Source organism: Micromonospora arborensis (assembly GCF_003205615.1).
GTDB lineage: Bacteria > Actinomycetota > Actinomycetes > Mycobacteriales > Micromonosporaceae > Micromonospora > Micromonospora arborensis.
The window spans coordinates 162,627-180,285 of the sequence record NZ_PYBV01000011.1; the positions used below are offsets into that span (position 1 = coordinate 162,627).

21 protein-coding genes and 3 tRNA genes are annotated in these 17,659 nt (G+C 68.1%); 1 reads left to right on the top strand and 23 read right to left on the bottom strand.

Going from position 1 to position 17,659, the window contains the following annotated elements; genetic code table 11:
- Positions 1 to 82: 82 nt before the first annotated feature.
- The 15 genes from rplL to C7C45_RS08780 all read right to left on the bottom strand — a co-directional run bounded on the left by rplL (position 83) and on the right by C7C45_RS08780 (position 10,089).
- Positions 83 to 469 carry a 50S ribosomal protein L7/L12 gene (rplL, locus tag C7C45_RS08710; protein WP_110563104.1) on the bottom strand — a complete coding sequence of 129 codons (387 nt, stop codon included), beginning with the start codon at positions 467 to 469 and terminating at the stop codon, positions 83 to 85.
- 54 nt (positions 470 to 523) lie between these two features.
- Complete coding sequence (gene rplJ / locus C7C45_RS08715) at positions 524 to 1,069, bottom strand: 50S ribosomal protein L10 (RefSeq protein ID WP_110563105.1); 546 nt, start codon at positions 1,067 to 1,069, stop codon at positions 524 to 526.
- Between the two features lie 350 nt (positions 1,070 to 1,419).
- Positions 1,420 to 2,109, bottom strand: coding sequence for a hypothetical protein (locus tag C7C45_RS08720; protein WP_110563106.1), 690 nt, complete (start codon positions 2,107 to 2,109; stop codon positions 1,420 to 1,422).
- A complete protein-coding gene (locus tag C7C45_RS08725; protein WP_110563107.1) occupies positions 2,106 to 2,969 on the bottom strand; it encodes an ABC transporter ATP-binding protein in 864 nt (287 codons plus the stop codon). The genes C7C45_RS08720 and C7C45_RS08725 overlap by 4 nt, the downstream gene beginning before the upstream one ends.
- 80 nt (positions 2,970 to 3,049) lie before the next feature.
- Positions 3,050 to 3,766, bottom strand: a complete 717-nt coding sequence (gene rplA, locus C7C45_RS08730) for a 50S ribosomal protein L1 (protein WP_110563108.1) — start codon at positions 3,764 to 3,766, stop codon at positions 3,050 to 3,052.
- A gap of 79 nt (positions 3,767 to 3,845) precedes the next feature.
- Complete coding sequence (gene rplK / locus C7C45_RS08735; RefSeq protein ID WP_110563109.1) at positions 3,846 to 4,277, bottom strand: 50S ribosomal protein L11; 432 nt, start codon at positions 4,275 to 4,277, stop codon at positions 3,846 to 3,848.
- Positions 4,278 to 4,463: 186 nt separating this feature from the next.
- The gene (gene nusG / locus C7C45_RS08740) at positions 4,464 to 5,186 is read right to left on the bottom strand and encodes a transcription termination/antitermination protein NusG (RefSeq protein WP_110563110.1); all 723 of its coding nucleotides are present in this window, start codon (positions 5,184 to 5,186) and stop codon (positions 4,464 to 4,466) included.
- 39 nt (positions 5,187 to 5,225) lie between these two features.
- Positions 5,226 to 5,618 (bottom strand): preprotein translocase subunit SecE, encoded by a 393-nt coding sequence (gene secE / locus C7C45_RS08745; RefSeq protein ID WP_110563289.1) that lies wholly within the window; start codon positions 5,616 to 5,618, stop codon positions 5,226 to 5,228.
- 213 nt (positions 5,619 to 5,831) lie between these two features.
- Positions 5,832 to 5,904, bottom strand: a tRNA-Trp gene (locus tag C7C45_RS08750).
- A 129-nt stretch (positions 5,905 to 6,033) separates the two neighbouring features.
- Positions 6,034 to 6,426 carry a MaoC family dehydratase gene (locus C7C45_RS08755; RefSeq protein ID WP_110563111.1) on the bottom strand — a complete coding sequence of 131 codons (393 nt, stop codon included), beginning with the start codon at positions 6,424 to 6,426 and terminating at the stop codon, positions 6,034 to 6,036.
- 1 nt (position 6,427) lies between these two features.
- Positions 6,428 to 6,874, bottom strand: a complete 447-nt coding sequence (locus C7C45_RS08760; RefSeq protein ID WP_110563112.1) for a MaoC family dehydratase N-terminal domain-containing protein — start codon at positions 6,872 to 6,874, stop codon at positions 6,428 to 6,430.
- A 125-nt stretch (positions 6,875 to 6,999) separates the two neighbouring features.
- Positions 7,000 to 7,167: a 50S ribosomal protein L33 gene (gene rpmG, locus C7C45_RS08765; protein ID WP_007073056.1), complete on the bottom strand. Its 168-nt coding sequence runs from the start codon at positions 7,165 to 7,167 to the stop codon at positions 7,000 to 7,002.
- 133 nt (positions 7,168 to 7,300) lie between these two features.
- A tRNA-Met gene (locus C7C45_RS08770) sits at positions 7,301 to 7,373 on the bottom strand.
- Positions 7,374 to 7,397: 24 nt separating this feature from the next.
- Positions 7,398 to 7,470: transfer RNA gene (locus tag C7C45_RS08775), tRNA-Thr, on the bottom strand.
- Between the two features lie 93 nt (positions 7,471 to 7,563).
- Positions 7,564 to 10,089: a putative bifunctional diguanylate cyclase/phosphodiesterase gene (locus tag C7C45_RS08780; protein WP_110563113.1), complete on the bottom strand. Its 2,526-nt coding sequence runs from the start codon at positions 10,087 to 10,089 to the stop codon at positions 7,564 to 7,566.
- A gap of 932 nt (positions 10,090 to 11,021) precedes the next feature.
- Between C7C45_RS08780 and C7C45_RS08785 the strand changes: the two genes are divergently transcribed.
- Entirely contained in the window at positions 11,022 to 11,402 is a 381-nt protein-coding gene (locus C7C45_RS08785; protein WP_244200293.1) for a hypothetical protein, read from the top strand.
- Positions 11,403 to 11,442: 40 nt separating this feature from the next.
- Here the strand turns inward: C7C45_RS08785 and C7C45_RS08790 are convergent, their stop codons facing one another.
- The 8 genes from C7C45_RS08790 to C7C45_RS35665 form a co-directional block, all read right to left on the bottom strand.
- Complete coding sequence (locus C7C45_RS08790) at positions 11,443 to 12,306, bottom strand: alpha/beta fold hydrolase (protein ID WP_110563114.1); 864 nt, start codon at positions 12,304 to 12,306, stop codon at positions 11,443 to 11,445.
- A gap of 139 nt (positions 12,307 to 12,445) precedes the next feature.
- Positions 12,446 to 13,024, bottom strand: coding sequence for a histidine phosphatase family protein (locus C7C45_RS08795; RefSeq protein WP_110563115.1), 579 nt, complete (start codon positions 13,022 to 13,024; stop codon positions 12,446 to 12,448).
- Between the two features lie 409 nt (positions 13,025 to 13,433).
- Entirely contained in the window at positions 13,434 to 14,000 is a 567-nt protein-coding gene (locus C7C45_RS33575) for a hypothetical protein (RefSeq protein ID WP_146247294.1), read from the bottom strand.
- Positions 14,001 to 14,228: 228 nt separating this feature from the next.
- Complete coding sequence (locus C7C45_RS33580) at positions 14,229 to 14,798, bottom strand: hypothetical protein (RefSeq protein ID WP_146247295.1); 570 nt, start codon at positions 14,796 to 14,798, stop codon at positions 14,229 to 14,231.
- The gene (locus C7C45_RS08805; RefSeq protein ID WP_167454683.1) at positions 14,795 to 15,358 is read right to left on the bottom strand and encodes an RNA polymerase sigma factor; all 564 of its coding nucleotides are present in this window, start codon (positions 15,356 to 15,358) and stop codon (positions 14,795 to 14,797) included. The genes C7C45_RS33580 and C7C45_RS08805 overlap by 4 nt, the downstream gene beginning before the upstream one ends.
- Positions 15,359 to 15,522: 164 nt before the next feature.
- Complete coding sequence (locus C7C45_RS35660) at positions 15,523 to 16,911, bottom strand: site-specific integrase (protein WP_341866478.1); 1,389 nt, start codon at positions 16,909 to 16,911, stop codon at positions 15,523 to 15,525.
- Positions 16,908 to 17,093 (bottom strand): helix-turn-helix transcriptional regulator, encoded by a 186-nt coding sequence (locus C7C45_RS08815; protein WP_110563118.1) that lies wholly within the window; start codon positions 17,091 to 17,093, stop codon positions 16,908 to 16,910. Before C7C45_RS08815 ends, C7C45_RS35660 begins: the two co-directional genes overlap by 4 nt.
- Positions 17,090 to 17,647 (bottom strand): replication initiator, encoded by a 558-nt coding sequence (locus C7C45_RS35665; protein WP_341866484.1) that lies wholly within the window; start codon positions 17,645 to 17,647, stop codon positions 17,090 to 17,092. The genes C7C45_RS08815 and C7C45_RS35665 overlap by 4 nt, the downstream gene beginning before the upstream one ends.
- Positions 17,648 to 17,659 lie beyond the last annotated feature (12 nt).

Genomic DNA, 17,659 nt, shown 5'->3' on the forward strand with positions numbered 1-17,659 from the left:
GTGATCCGTGTCGGATCACCGCCCGCCGCTACGCGATCGTGTCCCGGCTCACGAGCCAGGTACGCGCAGGTGGAACGTCAGGTCACTTGAGGGTGACCTTGGCGCCCTCGCCCTCGAGCTTGGCCTTCGCCTTGTCGGCGGTCTCCTTGTTGACCTTCTCCAGGATGGCCTTCGGCGCGGCCTCAACCGCGTCCTTGGCCTCCTTGAGGCCCAGGCCGGTCAGCTCACGCACGACCTTGATGACCTGGATCTTCTTGCCACCGTCGGCCTCGAGGATGACGTCGAACTCGTCCTTCTCCTCCTCGACCGGAGCAGCGGTGCCGCCGCCGCCGCCACCCTGGGCGATGGCGACCGGAGCCGCGGCGGTGACCTCGAAGGTCGTCTCGAACTGCTTCACGAACTCAGAGAGCTCGATCAGCGTCATCTCCTTGAACGCGTCGAGCAGCTCGTCGGTGCTGAGCTTCGCCATGTCTGGCGTCCTTTCCTGTTTCTGTTAAGTAAGAAATGGTGCGCCGTGGTGGCCTCAGGCCGCCTCGGCGCCCTCCTGCTCGCGCTTGTCCTGCAGGGCGGCCGCCAGACGGGCGGTCTTCGACAGCGGGGCCTGGAACAGGGCCGCGGCCTTGCTCAGGTTGCCCTTCATCGCGCCGGCCAGCTTGGCCAGCAGCACCTCGCGGGACTCAAGGTCGGCGAGCTTCGTGACCTCGGCCGCGGAAATGGCCTTGCCCTCGAAGACACCGCCCTTGATGACGAGCTTCGGGTTGGCCGTCGCGAAGTCGCGAAGCCCCTTCGCCGCCTCGACGACGTCGCCCGAAACGAAAGTCAGCGCGGTAGGACCGGTGAACAGCTCATCGAGGCCGGTGATGCCCGCGTCCGTCGCAGCACGCTTCGCCAGCGTGTTCTTCGCGACCGTGTAAGTGGTCTCGGCGCCGAGCGAGCGCCGAAGCTGGGTGAGCTGGGAAACCGTCAGACCGCGGTACTCGGTCAGCACGGTGGCGCCCGAGCTACGGAAGTTCTCGGTCAGCTCAGCGACGGCCGTGGCCTTGTCGGCCCGGATCGGCTTGTCCGCCATGTCCCTCCTCTCTCGTTACTCGAGGCTGGTCCCCGTCACAGCCGAAGCCGGAACGGGGGCGGAGGCAGCAGGACAACGAAAAGCCCCGGCGCAGGGCGCACGGGGCGAGGGCCGGAAGCTCGTCACAGTCGGCGGACCATGCTCACTGCCGAATTACGCTTGCCGCCCTACGCGGGTCGCCCGTTGTCGCGGGGCCTTCGACCGTGCCGAAGCACAGTGACCAGCGGTCTCTGGGTGGTTCCTCAACCGTGAGAACACGGATGACGTTTGAAGACTACGCGACCCCACGACCTGCACCAAATCGCCCCCTGTGAGCCGCGCCACCGGTGGACCGGCGCTCACGTCACCGGTCAGCCCCGGGCCCGCCGCCGCCACAGGTAGCCACCGACGACCACGACGCTCCAGGCCAGCGCCCACACGGTCAGCCCCAGCAGGGTGAGCGCCGCAGCGTCGCCTCCCGTGGTGCGGGCGGTAGCCATGATCGGCGGCGCCAGCCAGGGAGCCACCGAGCCGCTCAGGCCGAGCACCACCGCGCCGACACCACCGAGGGCCAGCACCGCGACGCCGTACCCGGCACTGCCAACCGAGGCCCGGCTGGCCAACGCGCCAAGAGCAACCGCAGCGGGTACGGCGAGCAGATGCGCCCACAACCCCAGGGCGAGCCCGACCGGGATCGACCTGTCCCCCGGGTCGACCGGGCCGGAGATCCCGCCGACCAGCCACGGGAAGAGCAGCGCGACCGCCACCGTCACCAGCGCCGCCACCCCGGCGGCGAGGAGCCCGGCCAACCGCTCCCGGGCCGCACCGACCGCCACCTGCGCCAGCCGACGCTGCACGTCCGGCTCCACGTCCAGCAGGATCTTGGTTTGCCAGGCGAGCACCGGGAAGAGCACCACCGCCGAGACGCCGTACGCCTCCGCCGGCTGGGCCCGGCCGCCGCCGTACAGCGTGCCGAGCGTGATCAGGCCGGCGAGCAACGGTGCCACCGCCCGGCCGGTCCGCAGAAAACCGGCCAGCCGCATCCGCACCAACGCGGTCACCGGGCCTCCCCCGCTGCCGGCTCGACCACCACGTCGGCCCCCTCGACGCCGGCGGGCTGTTCGGGCGTCAGGTCACCAGCCGGCCGGACCGGTCCGGCGGCGGGGCGAGCCGGTGGTGTGCCGATGGAGGTGTCGGCGCGTACTCGAAGAATTTGGTGGCCCTCGGCGCGCAACCGGGCGACGGTGCCGGCGACGCGCGCGGCCGGCACCGCGACCTCGACCACCGCGATCGCCTCGTCCGCCGACGGCGCCTCTTCGGTCAGTGACCCGTCGGCCACCGACCAGCGGCGCGCGGCCGGCAGCCGGACCGTCTCCCCCCGGTGGTCGCTGACCAGGACGGCACCGTCGGCGGCGAGGACCTCGGCGATCAGCTCGGGGACCAGCTCGCGGGTGGCGGCGTCCAGCCCTTCCCACGGCTCGTCGAGCACCAGTAGGCCCGGCAGGCGCAGCATCGCCTGGGCGAGGCCCACCTTCTGCGCGGTGCCCTTGGACAGCTCCGGCAGCCGGACCGAGCGGAAGGCGGCCAGCCCGAGCCGGTCGGTCCAGGAGGTCACCGCCTCGTCGACCGCCGCCCCCCGCAGCCCCGCCACCCGGGCCATCCCGGTCAGGTAGCGGGCCACCGTGAACGGTTGGTCGGCCGGGAAACGCTCCGGCACCCAGCCCACCCGCGCCGGCCGGTCGGTGACCCGACCTCGGCCTGGGCGGAGGACCCCCGCGGCCACCTGGAGCAGGGTCGACTTGCCCACCCCGTTGCGGCCCAGGACGACCGCCACCTCGCCCGGACCGAGCCGCACGTCCACGCCGCGCAGCACCCACGGCCCCTGCCGGTGGTACCGCACCCAGACGTCTTCCAGCCGCATGGCACGGAGCCTGCCACACCTCAGACGCGCCGGGGCGCCGCCACGATCGTGGCGGCGCCCCGGTGAAACGAACTGTCGACTCAGGCCTCGGCGGAGTCTCCGGTGAGGTTCTTCACCAGGTTCGGGTCGACCGGAACGCCCGGGCCCATGGTGCTGGTGAGGATGACCTTGCGGAGGTACTTGCCCTTGGCCGCAGACGGCTTGGCACGCAGCACCTCGTCGAGCACCGCCGCGTAGTTGTCCACCAGCTGGCTCTCCGTGAAGGACGCCTTGCCGATGATCAGGTGCAGGTTGGAGTGCTTGTCCACCCGGAAGGTGATCTTGCCGCCCTTGATGTCCTGCACCGCCTTGGTGACGTCCATGGTCACCGTGCCGGTCTTCGGGTTCGGCATGAGACCGCGCGGGCCCAGGATCCGCGCGATCCGGCCGATCTTGGCCATCTGGTCCGGCGTGGCGATCGCCGCGTCGAAGTCGAGCCAACCACCCTGGATCCGGGCGACCAGCTCGTCGGTGCCCACCTCGTCCGCACCCGCGGCGGTGGCCTCTTCGGCCTTCGCACCACTGGCGAACACGATCACGCGGGCGGTCTTACCGGTGCCGTGCGGCAGGTTGACCGTGCCGCGGACCATCTGGTCCGCCTTGCGGGGGTCGACGCCGAGGCGCATGGCGACCTCGACCGTGGCGTCGAACTTGACGTTGGTGGTCTCCTTGGCCAGCTTCACGGCCTCGGCGGGGGTGTAGAGCTTGGACCGGTCGATGACGTCGGCGGCCTTGCGGTAGCTCTTGCTGCGCTGCATTGCTGATTACTCCTGTGGTCTCTGGCGGGCCGCTCGGCGCGAGCCCTCCCACGGTCTGGATCGACGGCCTGGGCCGACGTCAGTCGTTGACGGTGATGCCCATCGAGCGGGCGGTGCCGGCGATGATCTTCTCGGCCTGGGCCAGGTCGTTGGCGTTGAGGTCGGCCATCTTCTTCTCGGCGATCTCACGCAGCTGGGCGCGGCTGACCGAGCCGACCTTCTCGGCCTGCGGAACACCCGAACCCTTCTGCACACCAGCGGCCTTGATCAGCAGCCGGGCAGCGGGCGGGGTCTTCAGCACGAACGTGAAGGACCGGTCCTCGTACACGCTAATCTCGGCGGGGACGATGTCGCCCCGCTGAGACTCGGTCTGCGAGTTGTAGGACTTGCAGAACTCCATGATGTTCACGCCGTGCTGGCCGAGCGCGGGGCCGACCGGCGGCGCCGGCGTGGCCTGGCCCGCCGGCAGCTGAAGCGTGAACGTCTTGACGAGCTTCTTCTTCGGAGGCATGTCACTTCCTGGGGCTTGGAGCTGGAAAATGCGGCTGTCGCCGCCCTCGGAGCGCGCACGGTCAGCGCGGTGCGACAGCGGCGACATTCAAGAGTAGCGCAGGCCGCAGCCCACTCGTCCGCCGAGGTCGAGCGGGAGGGCGTACGCCGACGTCGGCGGCGGGCCAGGCCCGCCGCCGACGACCAATCAGATCTTGGCGACCTGGTTGAAGTTGAGCTCCACCGGCGTCTCGCGACCGAAGATCGACACCAGCACCTTGAGCTTCTGCTGGTCGGCGTTGATCTCGCTGATCGTGGCCGGCAGCGACGCGAAGGCACCGTCGGTGACGGTGACCGAGTCGCCCACCTCGAAGTCGAGGACCTTGATCTCCGGCTTCGACTTCTTCTGCTCGGTCTCGACGGCCGGCGCCAGCCACTTCAGCACCTCGTCGAGGGAGAGCGGGGCGGGCCGGTCGGCTCGGTCGGTCGCACCGACGAAGCCGGTCACGCCCGGCGTGTTACGCACACACGAGTACGACTCGGCGGTCAGCTCCATCCGAACCAGGATGTAGCCCGGAAAGACCTTGGCCTGGATCTGCGAACGCTTACCGTTCTTGACCTCGACTTCTTCCCGGGTCGGAACCTCGACCTGGTAGATGAAGTCCTCCATGTCGAGGCTCGTGATCCGGGTCTCGAGGTTGGTCTTGACCTTGTTCTCGTAGCCGGCGTACGAATGCACCACATACCAGTCACCCGGCGCGTAGCGCAGCTTCTGCCTCAGCTCCGCGACCGGGTCGTACTCCTCGTCCGGCGCGGGTTCGGTTACTGGGAACTCCGGCTCGCTGGCGGCCTCAACCGACTCGTCACCAGCCGCCGTCGCGACCGTGGACTGCTCGTCCACCGGTCCGGCGGTCTCGTCGTACTCAGGCACGCTCGCTCACTTCCGTCACTATCGGCTGGAGGCAGCCGGTCAGTCCGAGTTGCCGAAGACAAACAGCACGACCTTGGCGAAGCCGAGGTCCAGCAGGCCAACGATCGTCAGCATCACCGCGACGAACGTCACCACCACGGCGGTGTAGGTCAGCAACTCCTTACGCGTCGGCCAGATGACCTTACGCAGTTCGGCTACGACCTCGCGGAAAAACCGGGCGATGCGGCCGAACACGCCCACTCGACCGGTTTCCGACCGGGTGGTGGGCCGGCTGTCCGCCGACTCCGCCCGGGCACGAGACCGCGTGGCGGTGCCTCCCCGGGAGACCGGCTCGTCCGCGCTGGTGGCGTCGTCGTCGGCTACCTCGTCGACGACCTCGTCGTCCAGACGATCGTCGCCGGCGTCCTCGCCGCGCCGCTTGTTGTCGGCCACTTCGCCCTCCGTCGCGGAATCTCGGGTCGCACGCCGAGTGGCGTACGCGGCGCTGGTCACGCCGGCCGGACCCAACCGTCCCGCGACGGGCCGCGGCCGGTGGATCACCCGGAGGGCCCGATTGCCTCGGAACCACCCCGCCGATGCCACCACCACGGGCCGGACGCCGCCAAGCTGGCGGCGCGACCCACGGGAACGGTCAGGCCTGAGGCGCAGGGGTGACAGGACTTGAACCTGCAGCCTGCGGTTTTGGAGACCGCTGCTCTGCCAATTGAGCTACACCCCTGTGCGGCAACACTCGCCCCACGCGGTCACAGACGACCGAGCAGGGGTCACTTGCCCCACGGCGGACCAGTGTACGGGTACCCGCCCGACTTTCCCAACCGGTCTCTCCGCCACGCGTGGCGGGCCTGCTTCAGCGTGTCGTCCGGATGGTCGCCCGGGCCTGCGAGAGCACCTTCTCGCCCAGGCAGGTGGCGGTCACGTCGAGCCGGGTGAGGCCGTCCTCGGTCACCTCACGAACTCGCGCGGAGACCTCAATCTCGGTCCCCTGGTCATCGTCCGGGACCACCACCGGTCGGGTGAAACGAACGCCGTACTCGACCACCGCGTCCGGCGACCCGGCCCACTCGGTGATCGCCCGGCCGACCAGCGCCATGGTGAACATGCCGTGGGCGATCACCCCGGGCAGGCCCACCTTGGTCGCGAACCTGTCGCTCCAGTGGATCGGGTTGAAGTCGCCCGAGGCGCCCGCGTAGCGGATCAGGTCCGCGCGGGTCACCCGGAACGTCTTGGCTGGCAACTCCATCTCAGGCCTCCCCGCGTACGACGATCTTGGACCAGACGGCGACCACCGGTTCCCCGCCGACGGTGGTGACGTCGGTGCGCGTGGTCAGGAAGCCGTGCCCGCCCCGGGTGCTGACGTCCTCGATGGTGTTGGTGCAGACCAGCTCGTCACCAGCGACCACGGGCCGGGTGTACGCGAACCGCTGGTCGCCGTGCACCACCCGGCTGTAGTCCATACCCAGGGCCGGGTCCTCGACGATCTGGTTGCTCGCGGCCATCGTGACGATCACCGGGAAGGTCGGTGGGGCCACCAGGTCGGGGTGGCCCAGCGCCTGTGCGGCCTCCACGTCGTGGTGGGCCGGGTCGGTGGCACCGATGGCGGTGGCGAACTCGCGGATCTTTTCTCGGCCCACCTGATAGGGGGCGGTCGGCGGATAGGTCCGGCCGACGAAGGAAGGGTCCAGAGACATGCCGCGAACCTACACGGAAAGCACAATCGCCGACCTGATCGGCAGGCTGCGGCGTAACCGCGCCAAACCGTTCAGATCGGCGATTGCAAAGCTTCGACAGCGGCCGGCCCGAGGCCGGCCAACGGTCAGCGGGTCTCGCGGTGGACCGTGTGACGACCGTCGCGCGGGCAGAACTTCTTCAGCTCGATGCGATCGGGGTCGTTACGGCGGTTCTTGCGCGTGATGTAGTTGCGCTCCTTGCACTCCACACACGCCAAAGTGATCTTCGGCCGGACATCGGTAGCCTTCGCCACGGCGGAGTGCCTTCCTCGCTAACGGAAACAACTACGACGCGCCAGCCTAGACGCTGACAGCGCGGACATGCAAAGTGGGCGCCGGAAGCGCCCATTTCCTACGACCACCGGCAACGAGCCCGGAAGACGAGAGTAGCGGTGGCCGGACTTGAACCGGCGACACAGCGATTATGAGCCGCTTGCTCTACCATCTGAGCTACACCGCTGCGATGGGTCCAGCTGAACCCTCGAGCCCCCTTACGGAATCGAACCGTAGACCTTCTCCTTACCATGGAGACGCTCTGCCGACTGAGCTAAGGGGGCCTGCGCGATCTCCCCGTGGGGCGCGCAGAAGTAAGAGTACACGGCCCGGCTCGACAGGTGAAATCGGATCCCCGGTGATCGTCTAAGCCCTGCTCAGGGCACGACCCGAAGGCGCGGCAGCTCGCCGTTGGAGATCGTTTCCGGCTCGATCTGGGCACCGAACCAGGCGGCCAACCGCTCGTACGGCAGCGGACGACTGAACAGGAAGCCCTGCCCGATCTCACAGCCGATGTCCTGGAGAAGCTCCAGGGTCAGCTCACTCTCCACACCCTCGGCGACCACCGCCAGGCCGAACTGCTGCGAGAGGGTCACCACGGCGTTGACGATGGCCAGGTCCCCCGGGTCGGTCGCCATGCCCTGCACGAAGGAGCGGTCGACCTTCACCTCGTGCACCGGCAGCCGCCGGAGATGCGCCAGGGACGAGTCGCCGGTCCCGAAGTCGTCCACCGACAGCCGGACACCAAGATCACGCAGCCGCCGCAGGGTCGGGATGGGCCGGTCCGTACCGTCCAGCACACCCGCCTCGGTGATCTCCAGGGTCAGGCGCTGCGCCGGCACCCTGTACTCGGTCAGCAACTCCTGGACCCGGTCCGGAAAGTGCGGATCGGTGAGCGTACGGGCCGACAGGTTGACCGCGATGGGCAGCGGCTGATCGGCCAGCGCCCAGTCGCGGCTGCGGCGCAGCCCCTCGCGGAGCACCACCTCCGTGAGCCGGCTCAACTGGCCGGTGTGCTCGGCCACCGCCACGAAGTCCTCGGGAGCGACCGTGCCGTGCGTCGGATGCTCCCACCGGGCCAGGCACTCGACACCAACCAGGCGCCGGTCCCGCAGGGTCACCTTGGGCTGGAAGTAGACCTCCAGCTCGTCCTGGTCCAGTGCGCGGCGGAGATCGCCGGCCAGACCCAGCCGGCGCAGCGACCGGGACTCCAGCGCGGGGTTGAACAGCTGCACACTGCCCGGCACCGACTTGGCTGCCGTGGCGGCCAGGTCGACCCGGAGCAGGAGGGTTGCCGCATCGCTGCCGTGATCGGGATGCACGGCCACCCCGACGGCGGTGTTCACGTCGAGGGTGAGCGCGTCGAAGACCATCTCGTCGCGGATCTGGTCGCGCAGTTGAGCGGCCAACTCGAGCGCCGCGTCGGCGCTCTCCAACCGCAGTGTCACCAGGAACTCGTCCCCACCGGCCCGGCCGACCAGAGCCGACGACGGCGCGCTGGCCCGCAACCGGCTGGCGACCTCGGCGAGGACCTTGTCCCCGGCAGCGTGACCGAGGGACTCGTTGACCTGGCGCAGCCCGTCGACGTCGAAGAGCAACAGCGCCACCACCTCGCCGGGGGCAGCGATCTTGAAGGACTCCGCAAGCGCGCCGGTGATCCGCCGACGGTTGGGCAACCTGGTCAGCGCGTCGTGGTACGCGTCGTGCCGGAGCCGGTCAACCAGCCGCGAATTTTCCAGGGCGACAGCGGCATGCGCCGCCACGGTCTCGAAGATGGGGATGTCGGCCGGAGCGAAGTGGCCCACGTCGCTGAGGCGGTTGACCACCTCCAGCGTGCCGATCACCGCCTGCCCCGATCTCAGGGGCACCGCGATGACGTCCTTGACCTTGGACTGGGCGAGCGCGGACCGCAGCGTCGGATCACCGCCGAACGCCCGACCCAGGGCGATCGTCCGACCCGACTCACGGGTCTTCTCTCGAAACACCGCCGGGGTCCGGGCGATATCGAGGAGACCCCGGTCGTCGAGGCGTGCGGTCAGCAGGACCTCCGGGTGCCGACCCTGCGCCGGGAGCCACAGCGTGGCGTATTCCGCCTGCATGAGAGAGCGGATGCGGCCGAGCAGCGCATCCGTCAGGGTGCCCTCCTGACCCGCCTCGCTCATCGCTCGGGTCAGCTCGTACATGTCGCCCAGAGTCCGGTGCTGCCGGATGAACTGCGAGTACGAGCGGTAGAGCATGACGCCGGCCACCGCCAGGGCCAGCAGGAGCAGGGTCGACCACAGGGTCGTCGCCAGCACGATCAGGATAATCATGCCGATCGCGACGCTCAGCGCCGTGGTCAGCAGGACCTGGACGGTCGTGCTCGTCGTCTCCCGGGTGCCCTGCCAGCCCTGCAGCAGAGTGATCACGCCGACCACGGCAACAAGGCTGATCAGCGAGTTGGCGGCCACACCAGCGAAGACCGCACCCCACGTCGCCGGCCCCACCCCGTCGTGCGGTGGCATGGCGGCCAACACCAGGCCGGCCACCGAGACTCCGGCGGCCGCCCGGGCGACGTTGAACCAGAACTTGGGCGGGGCGTAACCCCGTTGCATCTGGGTGAAGAGCTCGGCCGCCGTGGCGACGACGACCATGAGCAGCGGCGACAGCCAATACAGGGCAAGCACCAGCGGGATCTCGCTGAGCGTCACCACGACCGCCTGGCGGCGGACCACGAAGCTGAGCGTTGGTATCCCGGCAGCAACCATCACTACCAGCAACGCCGCGGCAATCGGCCAGTCCTCCAGGCGGATCGGCACCGACAGCGCGAGGACCAGAGATCCCACCAACGCGATCCCGGCGAGGGGAGCCGTGATCAGCCAGGCATGCTCGGTCGTACGACGTCGGACAGCCCTAGGTGACACCGCACCGCCCTGTCATCGATCACGTCGCCGCCGCACCGGAGTCACCGAGCGACGACTGACTGCACTCCACTCGGAACCGAAACGCTGTGGCCCGCCGGAGCGCCCCACTCGATAGAGGTGGACTGGAAGGCGCCGCCGAGTTGGGCACCTAGGAGGCCAACGGCCAGCGCGGCGAGGGCAAGCGACGCCATACGCAGCCGGCCAAACTTTCGACCAGACATGTGGAGCTCCTGTCGGCAGGGGGCTGTGCGGGGATGGAGATTCCACGATGGTGCCACAGCGAAGTCCGCCAGGAAAGTTCTCCCACCCGCGATCAGGCCGACCGACCCGCGAGCTGACCCGCTCGGCCGGGCAGGGACAACGTCCGGCCAGACCATCTGCTGATCAGCCCACGTCTGCGCGCCCAAAAAACGACCTAGCACAGGAAAGCGCATCTACTAGACGTAACAGTTGATATGAACTGCGCGCCTCTCCGCCCACGTAGGCACGCTACTCGCCGCTACCTCTCGGCAACAGGGCAGTGTCACCTTCTGGTTTCTGTCCGTACCCGGAAGTCGAGTTAGCGGCATCGGAAGGAGGAATTGTCGCTCGGCCGGCCGACAGCAACCGCCGATACGTTGATGCATGCACATTTGTCCGCCGGTAGCGCAGCATTCAGTCCGACCGGACAGCGACCACGTCACGAGTCGCGCGGTTCACCGGCCAGGCGAGCGCGGTCAGTCGCTGCGCAGCGGGCGGAACGCGGCCCGCATCTCGGCGGAGGAGCCTGGCCAGCCGCCTGGGCTTGCCGAGCTCTCGGTGCCCATCAGCCAGTACCGCGTGATGTTGCCGGGGAATGGTGTCCCGGGTGAGATCGCCGGCGGGTTCGCCGTCGACGAAGGCTCTGCGGACCTGCGGCGGAAGCCGACAGATCGTCAGACCCGCGTCTCATCATGAGCGTCATGGTGCAGGGCAGGGTTATCGCCGAGAGCCTCCGCGTCGGGTGTGACCTGCAGGTCCGCGACCTTCGGATCACCCGGATCGATCGGCAGGACGTCTCCGCTTCTGCTGGCAGCCAGCAGCCTGACGTGTGGACACTGCTGGATGTCGAAGGCCCCGATGACACTGCTGACGAACTCGCGTCGGCGCTGGCGGCCGCTCTGGTCGAAGGCCGAGGCTGGTACGCCGACTTCCGCACCGCTGGCGACCATGTCGTGATCTTTCCTGGGCGGATCTTCCGGTACGCCATCGGTGACCACGCAGGCCGCGCAGAGGCCGTGCGGCACGGGAGGCTCGCCGGAGTGCCCCCACACCAACTCGACTGGGGCGACTGAAGGTTGCGGCCGGTCAGCGGCGCTGGCGGGGGCGGGACGCTCATGACAGAAAGTGGTGCAGCGCCGCGGTCAGGCCGTCGGGATTCTCCTCGGCGACGTGGTGGCCGGACTCGATCGAGTGGCCGCGTAGATCGGCCGCCCACGGGCGCCAGACGGCCAGCGGTTCGCCGTACAGGTCTTCCATGTCGTCCCGGGTCGACCACAGAAACAGAGTTGGGCAGCGGACAGTGCGACCGTCACGCCGGTCGGCTTCCTCGTGCGCTCGGTCAACGCCGAGGCCGGCTCGGTAGTCCTCCAGCATTGCCCGCACGGTGGCCGCATCGTGGATGGCATGCCGGAACTCCTGGTAGTTCTCCGCCCCCATGCTCTCGCGCCGGGCGCTACTGGCGTACCAGGCATCGGGGTCGGCGGTGATGGCTCGCTCTGGCTTCTCTGGCTGGGCAAAAAAGAACCAGTGGTACCAGTCCTGGGCGAATTTCGCATCGCACCTGGCAAGAGCCTCACTGATCGGTACGCCGTCGATGACTACCAAATGACTGACCGCGTCGGGATGGTCCAGCGCCAGGCGTAACGCGACGTACGATCCACGGTCGTGTCCGACCGTGGCGAACGTCGTATGGCCCAGTTCGTTCATCAACCGGACCATGTCCGCTGCGACCACACGCTTGGACTGCTGGGAGTGATCCGCGAGAATTTCCGCCTTGCCGGATTGCCCGTAGCCGCGCATGTCGGGACAGACAACGGTGAACCCGCGATCGACCAGCTGCGGCGCGACTCGATGCCACGTCGACCCCGTACGCGGATGTCCGTGAATGAGGAGGACCGGAAGCCCGTGCCCCGCATGCCGGACCCGGAGCTCCACCTCCCCGACATCGACCCGCTCGTCCTCGAAACCGTCGAACATGCGCGACAAGTATCCGGGCCCCCGTCGAGCAAACATCCGCTCATCGGCGGGACAGCACGTTCGCCGGCGGCCGTCCCCCGGTAGCGCTGGTAGCTGCCGCAATCACCCGGCGACGTTGTGTGACCGCCGAGTCAGCTCCTTACCGGCGAGGATCGAGCGCGCTCAGAGCGGGATCCTGACGTTCTTCCATCTGGTACTCCCAGCCCTCACGCCAGGCGAAGTCAGCATCGACCAGGTCCTCCAGCCGGACCCCGTCAATCCAATGGTCGAAGCCCCATCGAGTGGCGACGTGCCCGATCACCAAAACTCGCCGGCCCGCCCACCGCAGCGACAGATCGTCGAGAAAACGACCGACCCGGTGTACGGCCTGTCGCCAGCTCTCGCCCCCGGGGTAGGGATGGTCGAGATACCAGCTGCGCCGCTCGTGCAGTTCGGCGGCCGGACGGCCGTTGAGCTCCCCGTAGTCACACTCCCGCAGGCGCCAATCGTGTAGCAGGGGGATCGCGGTTCCCGAGAGGGCTATGTCGGCCGTCTCCACAGCCCTACGCAGATCCGAGGCGAACACCGCCTCGATGCCGTCGCTTCTCCTCCGCTGGCCGAGTTCGGCTGCCAACGCTCTTCCCCTGGAAGACAACCGGCCCGGCAGCCACCCGGTAGCAAGACCTCGATCGTTGTCTTCGCTCCAGGAGTGAGTCTCGAAGACGATCTCAGTCGGCACCAGGCGATGCTACTGACGAAATGAGAACGGGTCGTTGACGCCATCGCAGCGACCAGACCCGGACGATCGACCCCGCCCGCGAATCGCGGGTCAGCCGCAACAGGCAACCCGAGTTGATCTCGGCGACCCGTATGCGACACAGCCAGCGAGATTGAACGGGCTGGAGCGGGACTGGGCGAGACTCACAAAGGAGGCCCCTGACCGGCGTTCACGCTGGCCAGAGGCCTCCTTCTGCACCTGGTGGCGGGTAGAGGATTCGAACCTCTGAAGCTTTCGCGACGGATTTGCAGGCCGCCCGCGATCTTGCCCCGGTCAGCGGCGTTGACCTGCTGTTTCTCTGCGTTGGCCGCCGCGCTCGCATCCCAGTGCCCACCATCCGCCCACGCCCCGATGCTGCGCCCACCCGCCGTCACGCTTGACCGTCTCGAAGGAGGTGCTCGCAGGGTAGTTCAACACCACGGTGCCAGACGCTCCCCGCCACAGCGACGGGATAGGTGGCCTCTCTCGCCTGCCGGTCGGAGGTCTCAACCGACAGTCGCATCGACAAGGGCTCACTCCCGAACGCAGTGGCACATTCGAGGCTCAGCTTGACTTCGACCCAGCCGGTGCCGCCGGGACGTAGCAACACGGACTTGCCGGTACTACGCACCAGAACGCCGGGTCGTTCCCCGGTAACCGCAGAAACCGTGATCGGCGCAGGGCCAGTGTTGATCACTGCCAGCTGCCCATCCATTTGGAGAACGCCTTTGACGTCCCCGCCGCCGCCTCCGACAGACGCAGGGATGGCAACGAGTGAGACCGAAGCGACCCGATCCCGCTCTTCCTGCGAGCTTCGCAGCTCGTTGACACCGACACCACCAAGCACAGCACCGACCAGGAAGACAGCGACCAGCCGAACAACCATCTTTGACCTGCGCATAGAGCGGTCAGGGCTGTCCACCCCCGGATGGCGACTATCTCCGTCCAGATCGATCACTCCACGCTCCGCCGACATCGCGTTAGCTTATGGCTCACTTTTCCGTCGGTCTGCACCCTCCTCAGTTCCGCCATCATCCGAGGGCGTCGCCGATCTTGTCGTTCATCGTGTCGTCGCCGCCGTCGATGCAGTTGGCGTAGACGTGGCCCAGGAGCCGGGCGACCTCGGTCGGCGGGAAGCCGGCATTCAGCCAGGGCGAGGCGGACCGCGGGCCGCAGGCACATCCGTTCAGTCGCCTGCCGGCGCTACGAACATCTTGACCGATCCGCACGTCTCGGGTGCGTTCTTGAACTGCTCGCCGTCGATGACGTACACGAGCTTCCCCCACCTCGTTTCGGGAGAGGAAGTCTCGCTACTTCCCGGTGAAGGAATCGCCTCGATACGTTGAACGCAGGCATACAGGTGGGATGGCGCCTTGACGCTAAAGATCCGGCTCCACGACCTCCTGCATGCATCTATCGGAGTCTCGCCAACTCTCGCCGCAGTATCTCCCATCCGGTGCATTCCGGTTGTGGCGCATACAAAGGCCATATCATTCGCAGGCATTGCCTCAGGTGGCGCAGTAGGCGCGTGATAACCACCGATCGCGGCGGTCGCACCACCAGCGGCCAGAATCCCGGCGGCAACAGCTCCGACGATCCCCAAGCGCCTCTTCCGGGACCTCTTCTCGGGCTGCTGTGGCAACTCGAGCAGGCGAGCGAGCATCGCCTCTCCCTGGGGGCTTGTGGTGAACGTGACCTCGGGGGTGGGCCGGACGCAACTAATCAGGTCTTCGGTTTCTGCGTCGTAGTGCTTCACTCCAGCCCCCTCGTGTACGCCGCCAGATCGCCGATCGGAGATGGTTTCGGCTCTACCCGCCGATGTCCGTATGCGTCCTCGAAGCGGCGACGAGCCCGGTGTAACCGCACGGCAAACGCCGCCGTCGTGCACCCCAGTACCTTCGCCGATTCCCTGCCGTTGAAGTCGTACCAGTACCGCAGCAGCAACACCTCGCGATCGATCTCTGGCAGTTCCGCCAATGCCGCCATCACGTCCACTCGTTGCGAGGTGGACGGACGGTACTCAGTCTCGTCGTGGGCCTGAGAGTGCAGACGCGCCTGCAACGCCGCGTGAACTGCGCGACCGCGCCAATGCTGCAACACCAGGCGTCGCGCGACCCCGAACAACCAAGGCCGTTCCTGGCCCTCCTTGATGGTTGCCAGGCGCCGCCATGCCACGGCGAACACCTCGCTTACGAGGTCCTGCGCATCATCACCGCCCAGTCGATCATTGGCATACGCGAAGACCGCGTCCCCGTGTCGACGGAACAAGTCAGTAAGGCGCTGACGGTCTGCGGTCGCCCTCCGCGCATCCGGCACGGATCCTCCAGGTGGTGGTCTCACACCCATACTTGTCGCCTCAACCGCGGTTCCTTACGGCCATCCGGAAGAATTCTGGCTCCGGTCCCTCCACCTTGAGACGAGCCGAGGATGCTCATCCGAGGGCGTCGCCGATCTTGTCGTTCATGGTGTCGTCGCCGCCGTCAATGCAGTTGGCGTAGACGCGGAGCAGGACGGCGACGCCGTGGCCCAGGCGCCGGGCGACTTCGGTCGGCGGGACGCCGGCATTCAGCCAGAGCGAGGCCGCCGCGTGGCGCAGGTCGTACGGCCGGCGGACGAGCGGCGAGGCGACCTGCGATTCGGTGAGCGCCTTCTCGCGGGCGAGCTTCCACCACCGGTCGTAGACCGACTCGGAGAGCGGCCCACCGTGCAGACCCCGGAAGAATCGACCGTCCGGGCCGAACTCCGTGATTCTCGACGTGCGCGCACAGCAGCTCGATGAGCCGGGGCGGGATCGGGACCGTCCGAGTCTCGGCCCTCCTCCGGTGCTTGAGTCCGTGTCGCTCGTGGGAGCCGCCATCATCGGTCCAGTGCGACCCGGCCCGCGGCGAGGTACCGGCGAGCACCAGGCGACCCCAGCGATGTTCGATCTTTTCGTGCTCGCAGGACCGGGAAGGCTTGACCGCCGCTAGGTCGTCGAAGTCGGCGCCGCAGTCGGCGCACTGGCCGGCAAGGTCGCAGTCCTCCCGCCGTAAGTCCGCGGCTTCCGAGGGCCGCATCCCCGCGTAGTAGAGGCAGCCAAAGAACGCGGTGACCTTGTCGGCGCGTTTGCCGAGAGATTTCACCGCCTCCAGCAGCGTGGCGACCTGTGCGGGGTTCGCCACCACCCGCCGGTCGATGGACTGCGCGACCTCGGGAGCGGTCCACTGGACCCGGTCGACCGGGTTGGAGTCGATCAGCTCCAGCTCGACGGCGTACCCGAGCACGTTGTAGAAGGTCGCCCGCTTTCGCTGGACCGTGGAGGCAGCCGCGGGCTTGCCGTCGAGGCGTACGCACAGGCTGTCGAGGACTCGGCGGATCATTGCGGGTGAGTCCAGTTCGACGACCGGGAGGGACGCGGTTTCCAGCCAGGCGAGGGCCGCCGCGTGGTCGGGCGGGATCTCGTCGGACCAGCGGCGCGGGTTGAGGCCGTAGAGGTACAGCGCCTCGCGAAGCAGGGCGTCAGTCGGTCGGCCCCGCTTCGCCGGGCGGGTCAGTGTCACCGTGATCGAGGTCAGCGCTTCGACGATCGAGCGCCGGGTCTTTGCCGCCGCCCGGGGCCACTTCATCTCGACGTACGCGCGGCTGTGCGCGTACCAGGTGGTGGGGTTCATGGTTCTGGCCTCGGAGAGCGGGCGGCCGGTGGACGGGTCGAAGGGCTCCCCCGCGTTGGCCGCCTGGACCAGCTCGGCGCGGAACGAGTGCGCCAGGGCTTTGGTACGGAACATGTCCTCGAAACGCTGACCACTCACCGCCCAGCGGACCCGCCACGGCCGAGCCTTCCGGTCCGCGCGCTTGGCGATTTCCCAGATCTGGACCTCGTAGCTCTTCATGCGGCGTCCTGGTCCAGGTCGCCGAGCCACCGACCGAGCGCCGACCGGCGGACCCGGAGCTGCCCGTTCGGGAGTTTGATCACCCGTGGTCCCTTGCCGGTCTGCCGCCAGTAGAACCAGGTCGAGCGCGGTACGCACAGCTCGGCGAGCACTTCCGGCACGGTCAACAACTCCTCGTTCACTGCGGTTCCTCCCCGTCGTGCTGTGCGCTGTGCTGAGTTGCCGAGAGATCTGCGGACCCCTGCGCGGCCCGGTCCTTGGCGGCGAGCAGTTCGGAGCGCCAGCGGGCGCGTTCGCTGATCGACCGCATGAGCCGGTGGGTCATCGGGCCGACGTCGGGGTCATCGGGTCGGGCGAGTTCCCAGGCGTGCCGGACCCGTTCGGCGGTGTCGCCCTGGTCGTCGACGAGCTGCGTGCCGTCGGTGGTGACGCCGAGCAGTGCCCGCACCCAGGCCCGCGCGTCGTGCTTGTGGTCGGCGAGGGTCTTGCCGGACCAGTCGCGGGAGATAAGGATGCGCCGGCCGCCGATGCCGAGGGTGTCACGCTGGTGGACCTTGCCCTTGCAGCGGCCGGGCTTGAGCTTGGCGTGCGCCTTCTTCGGCTGGACGCCATAGAGCAGCCAGTTGGCGCACCGGTCGGTGCAGGGGGTGACCTGGAGTTGCTGCCAGAGCCGGTCGAGGTGCTTGCGTTGCCGGTCGGTGGTCGCCTTGTGACAGTCGCCGGTGTGCTTGGTGATGTATTCGTGACG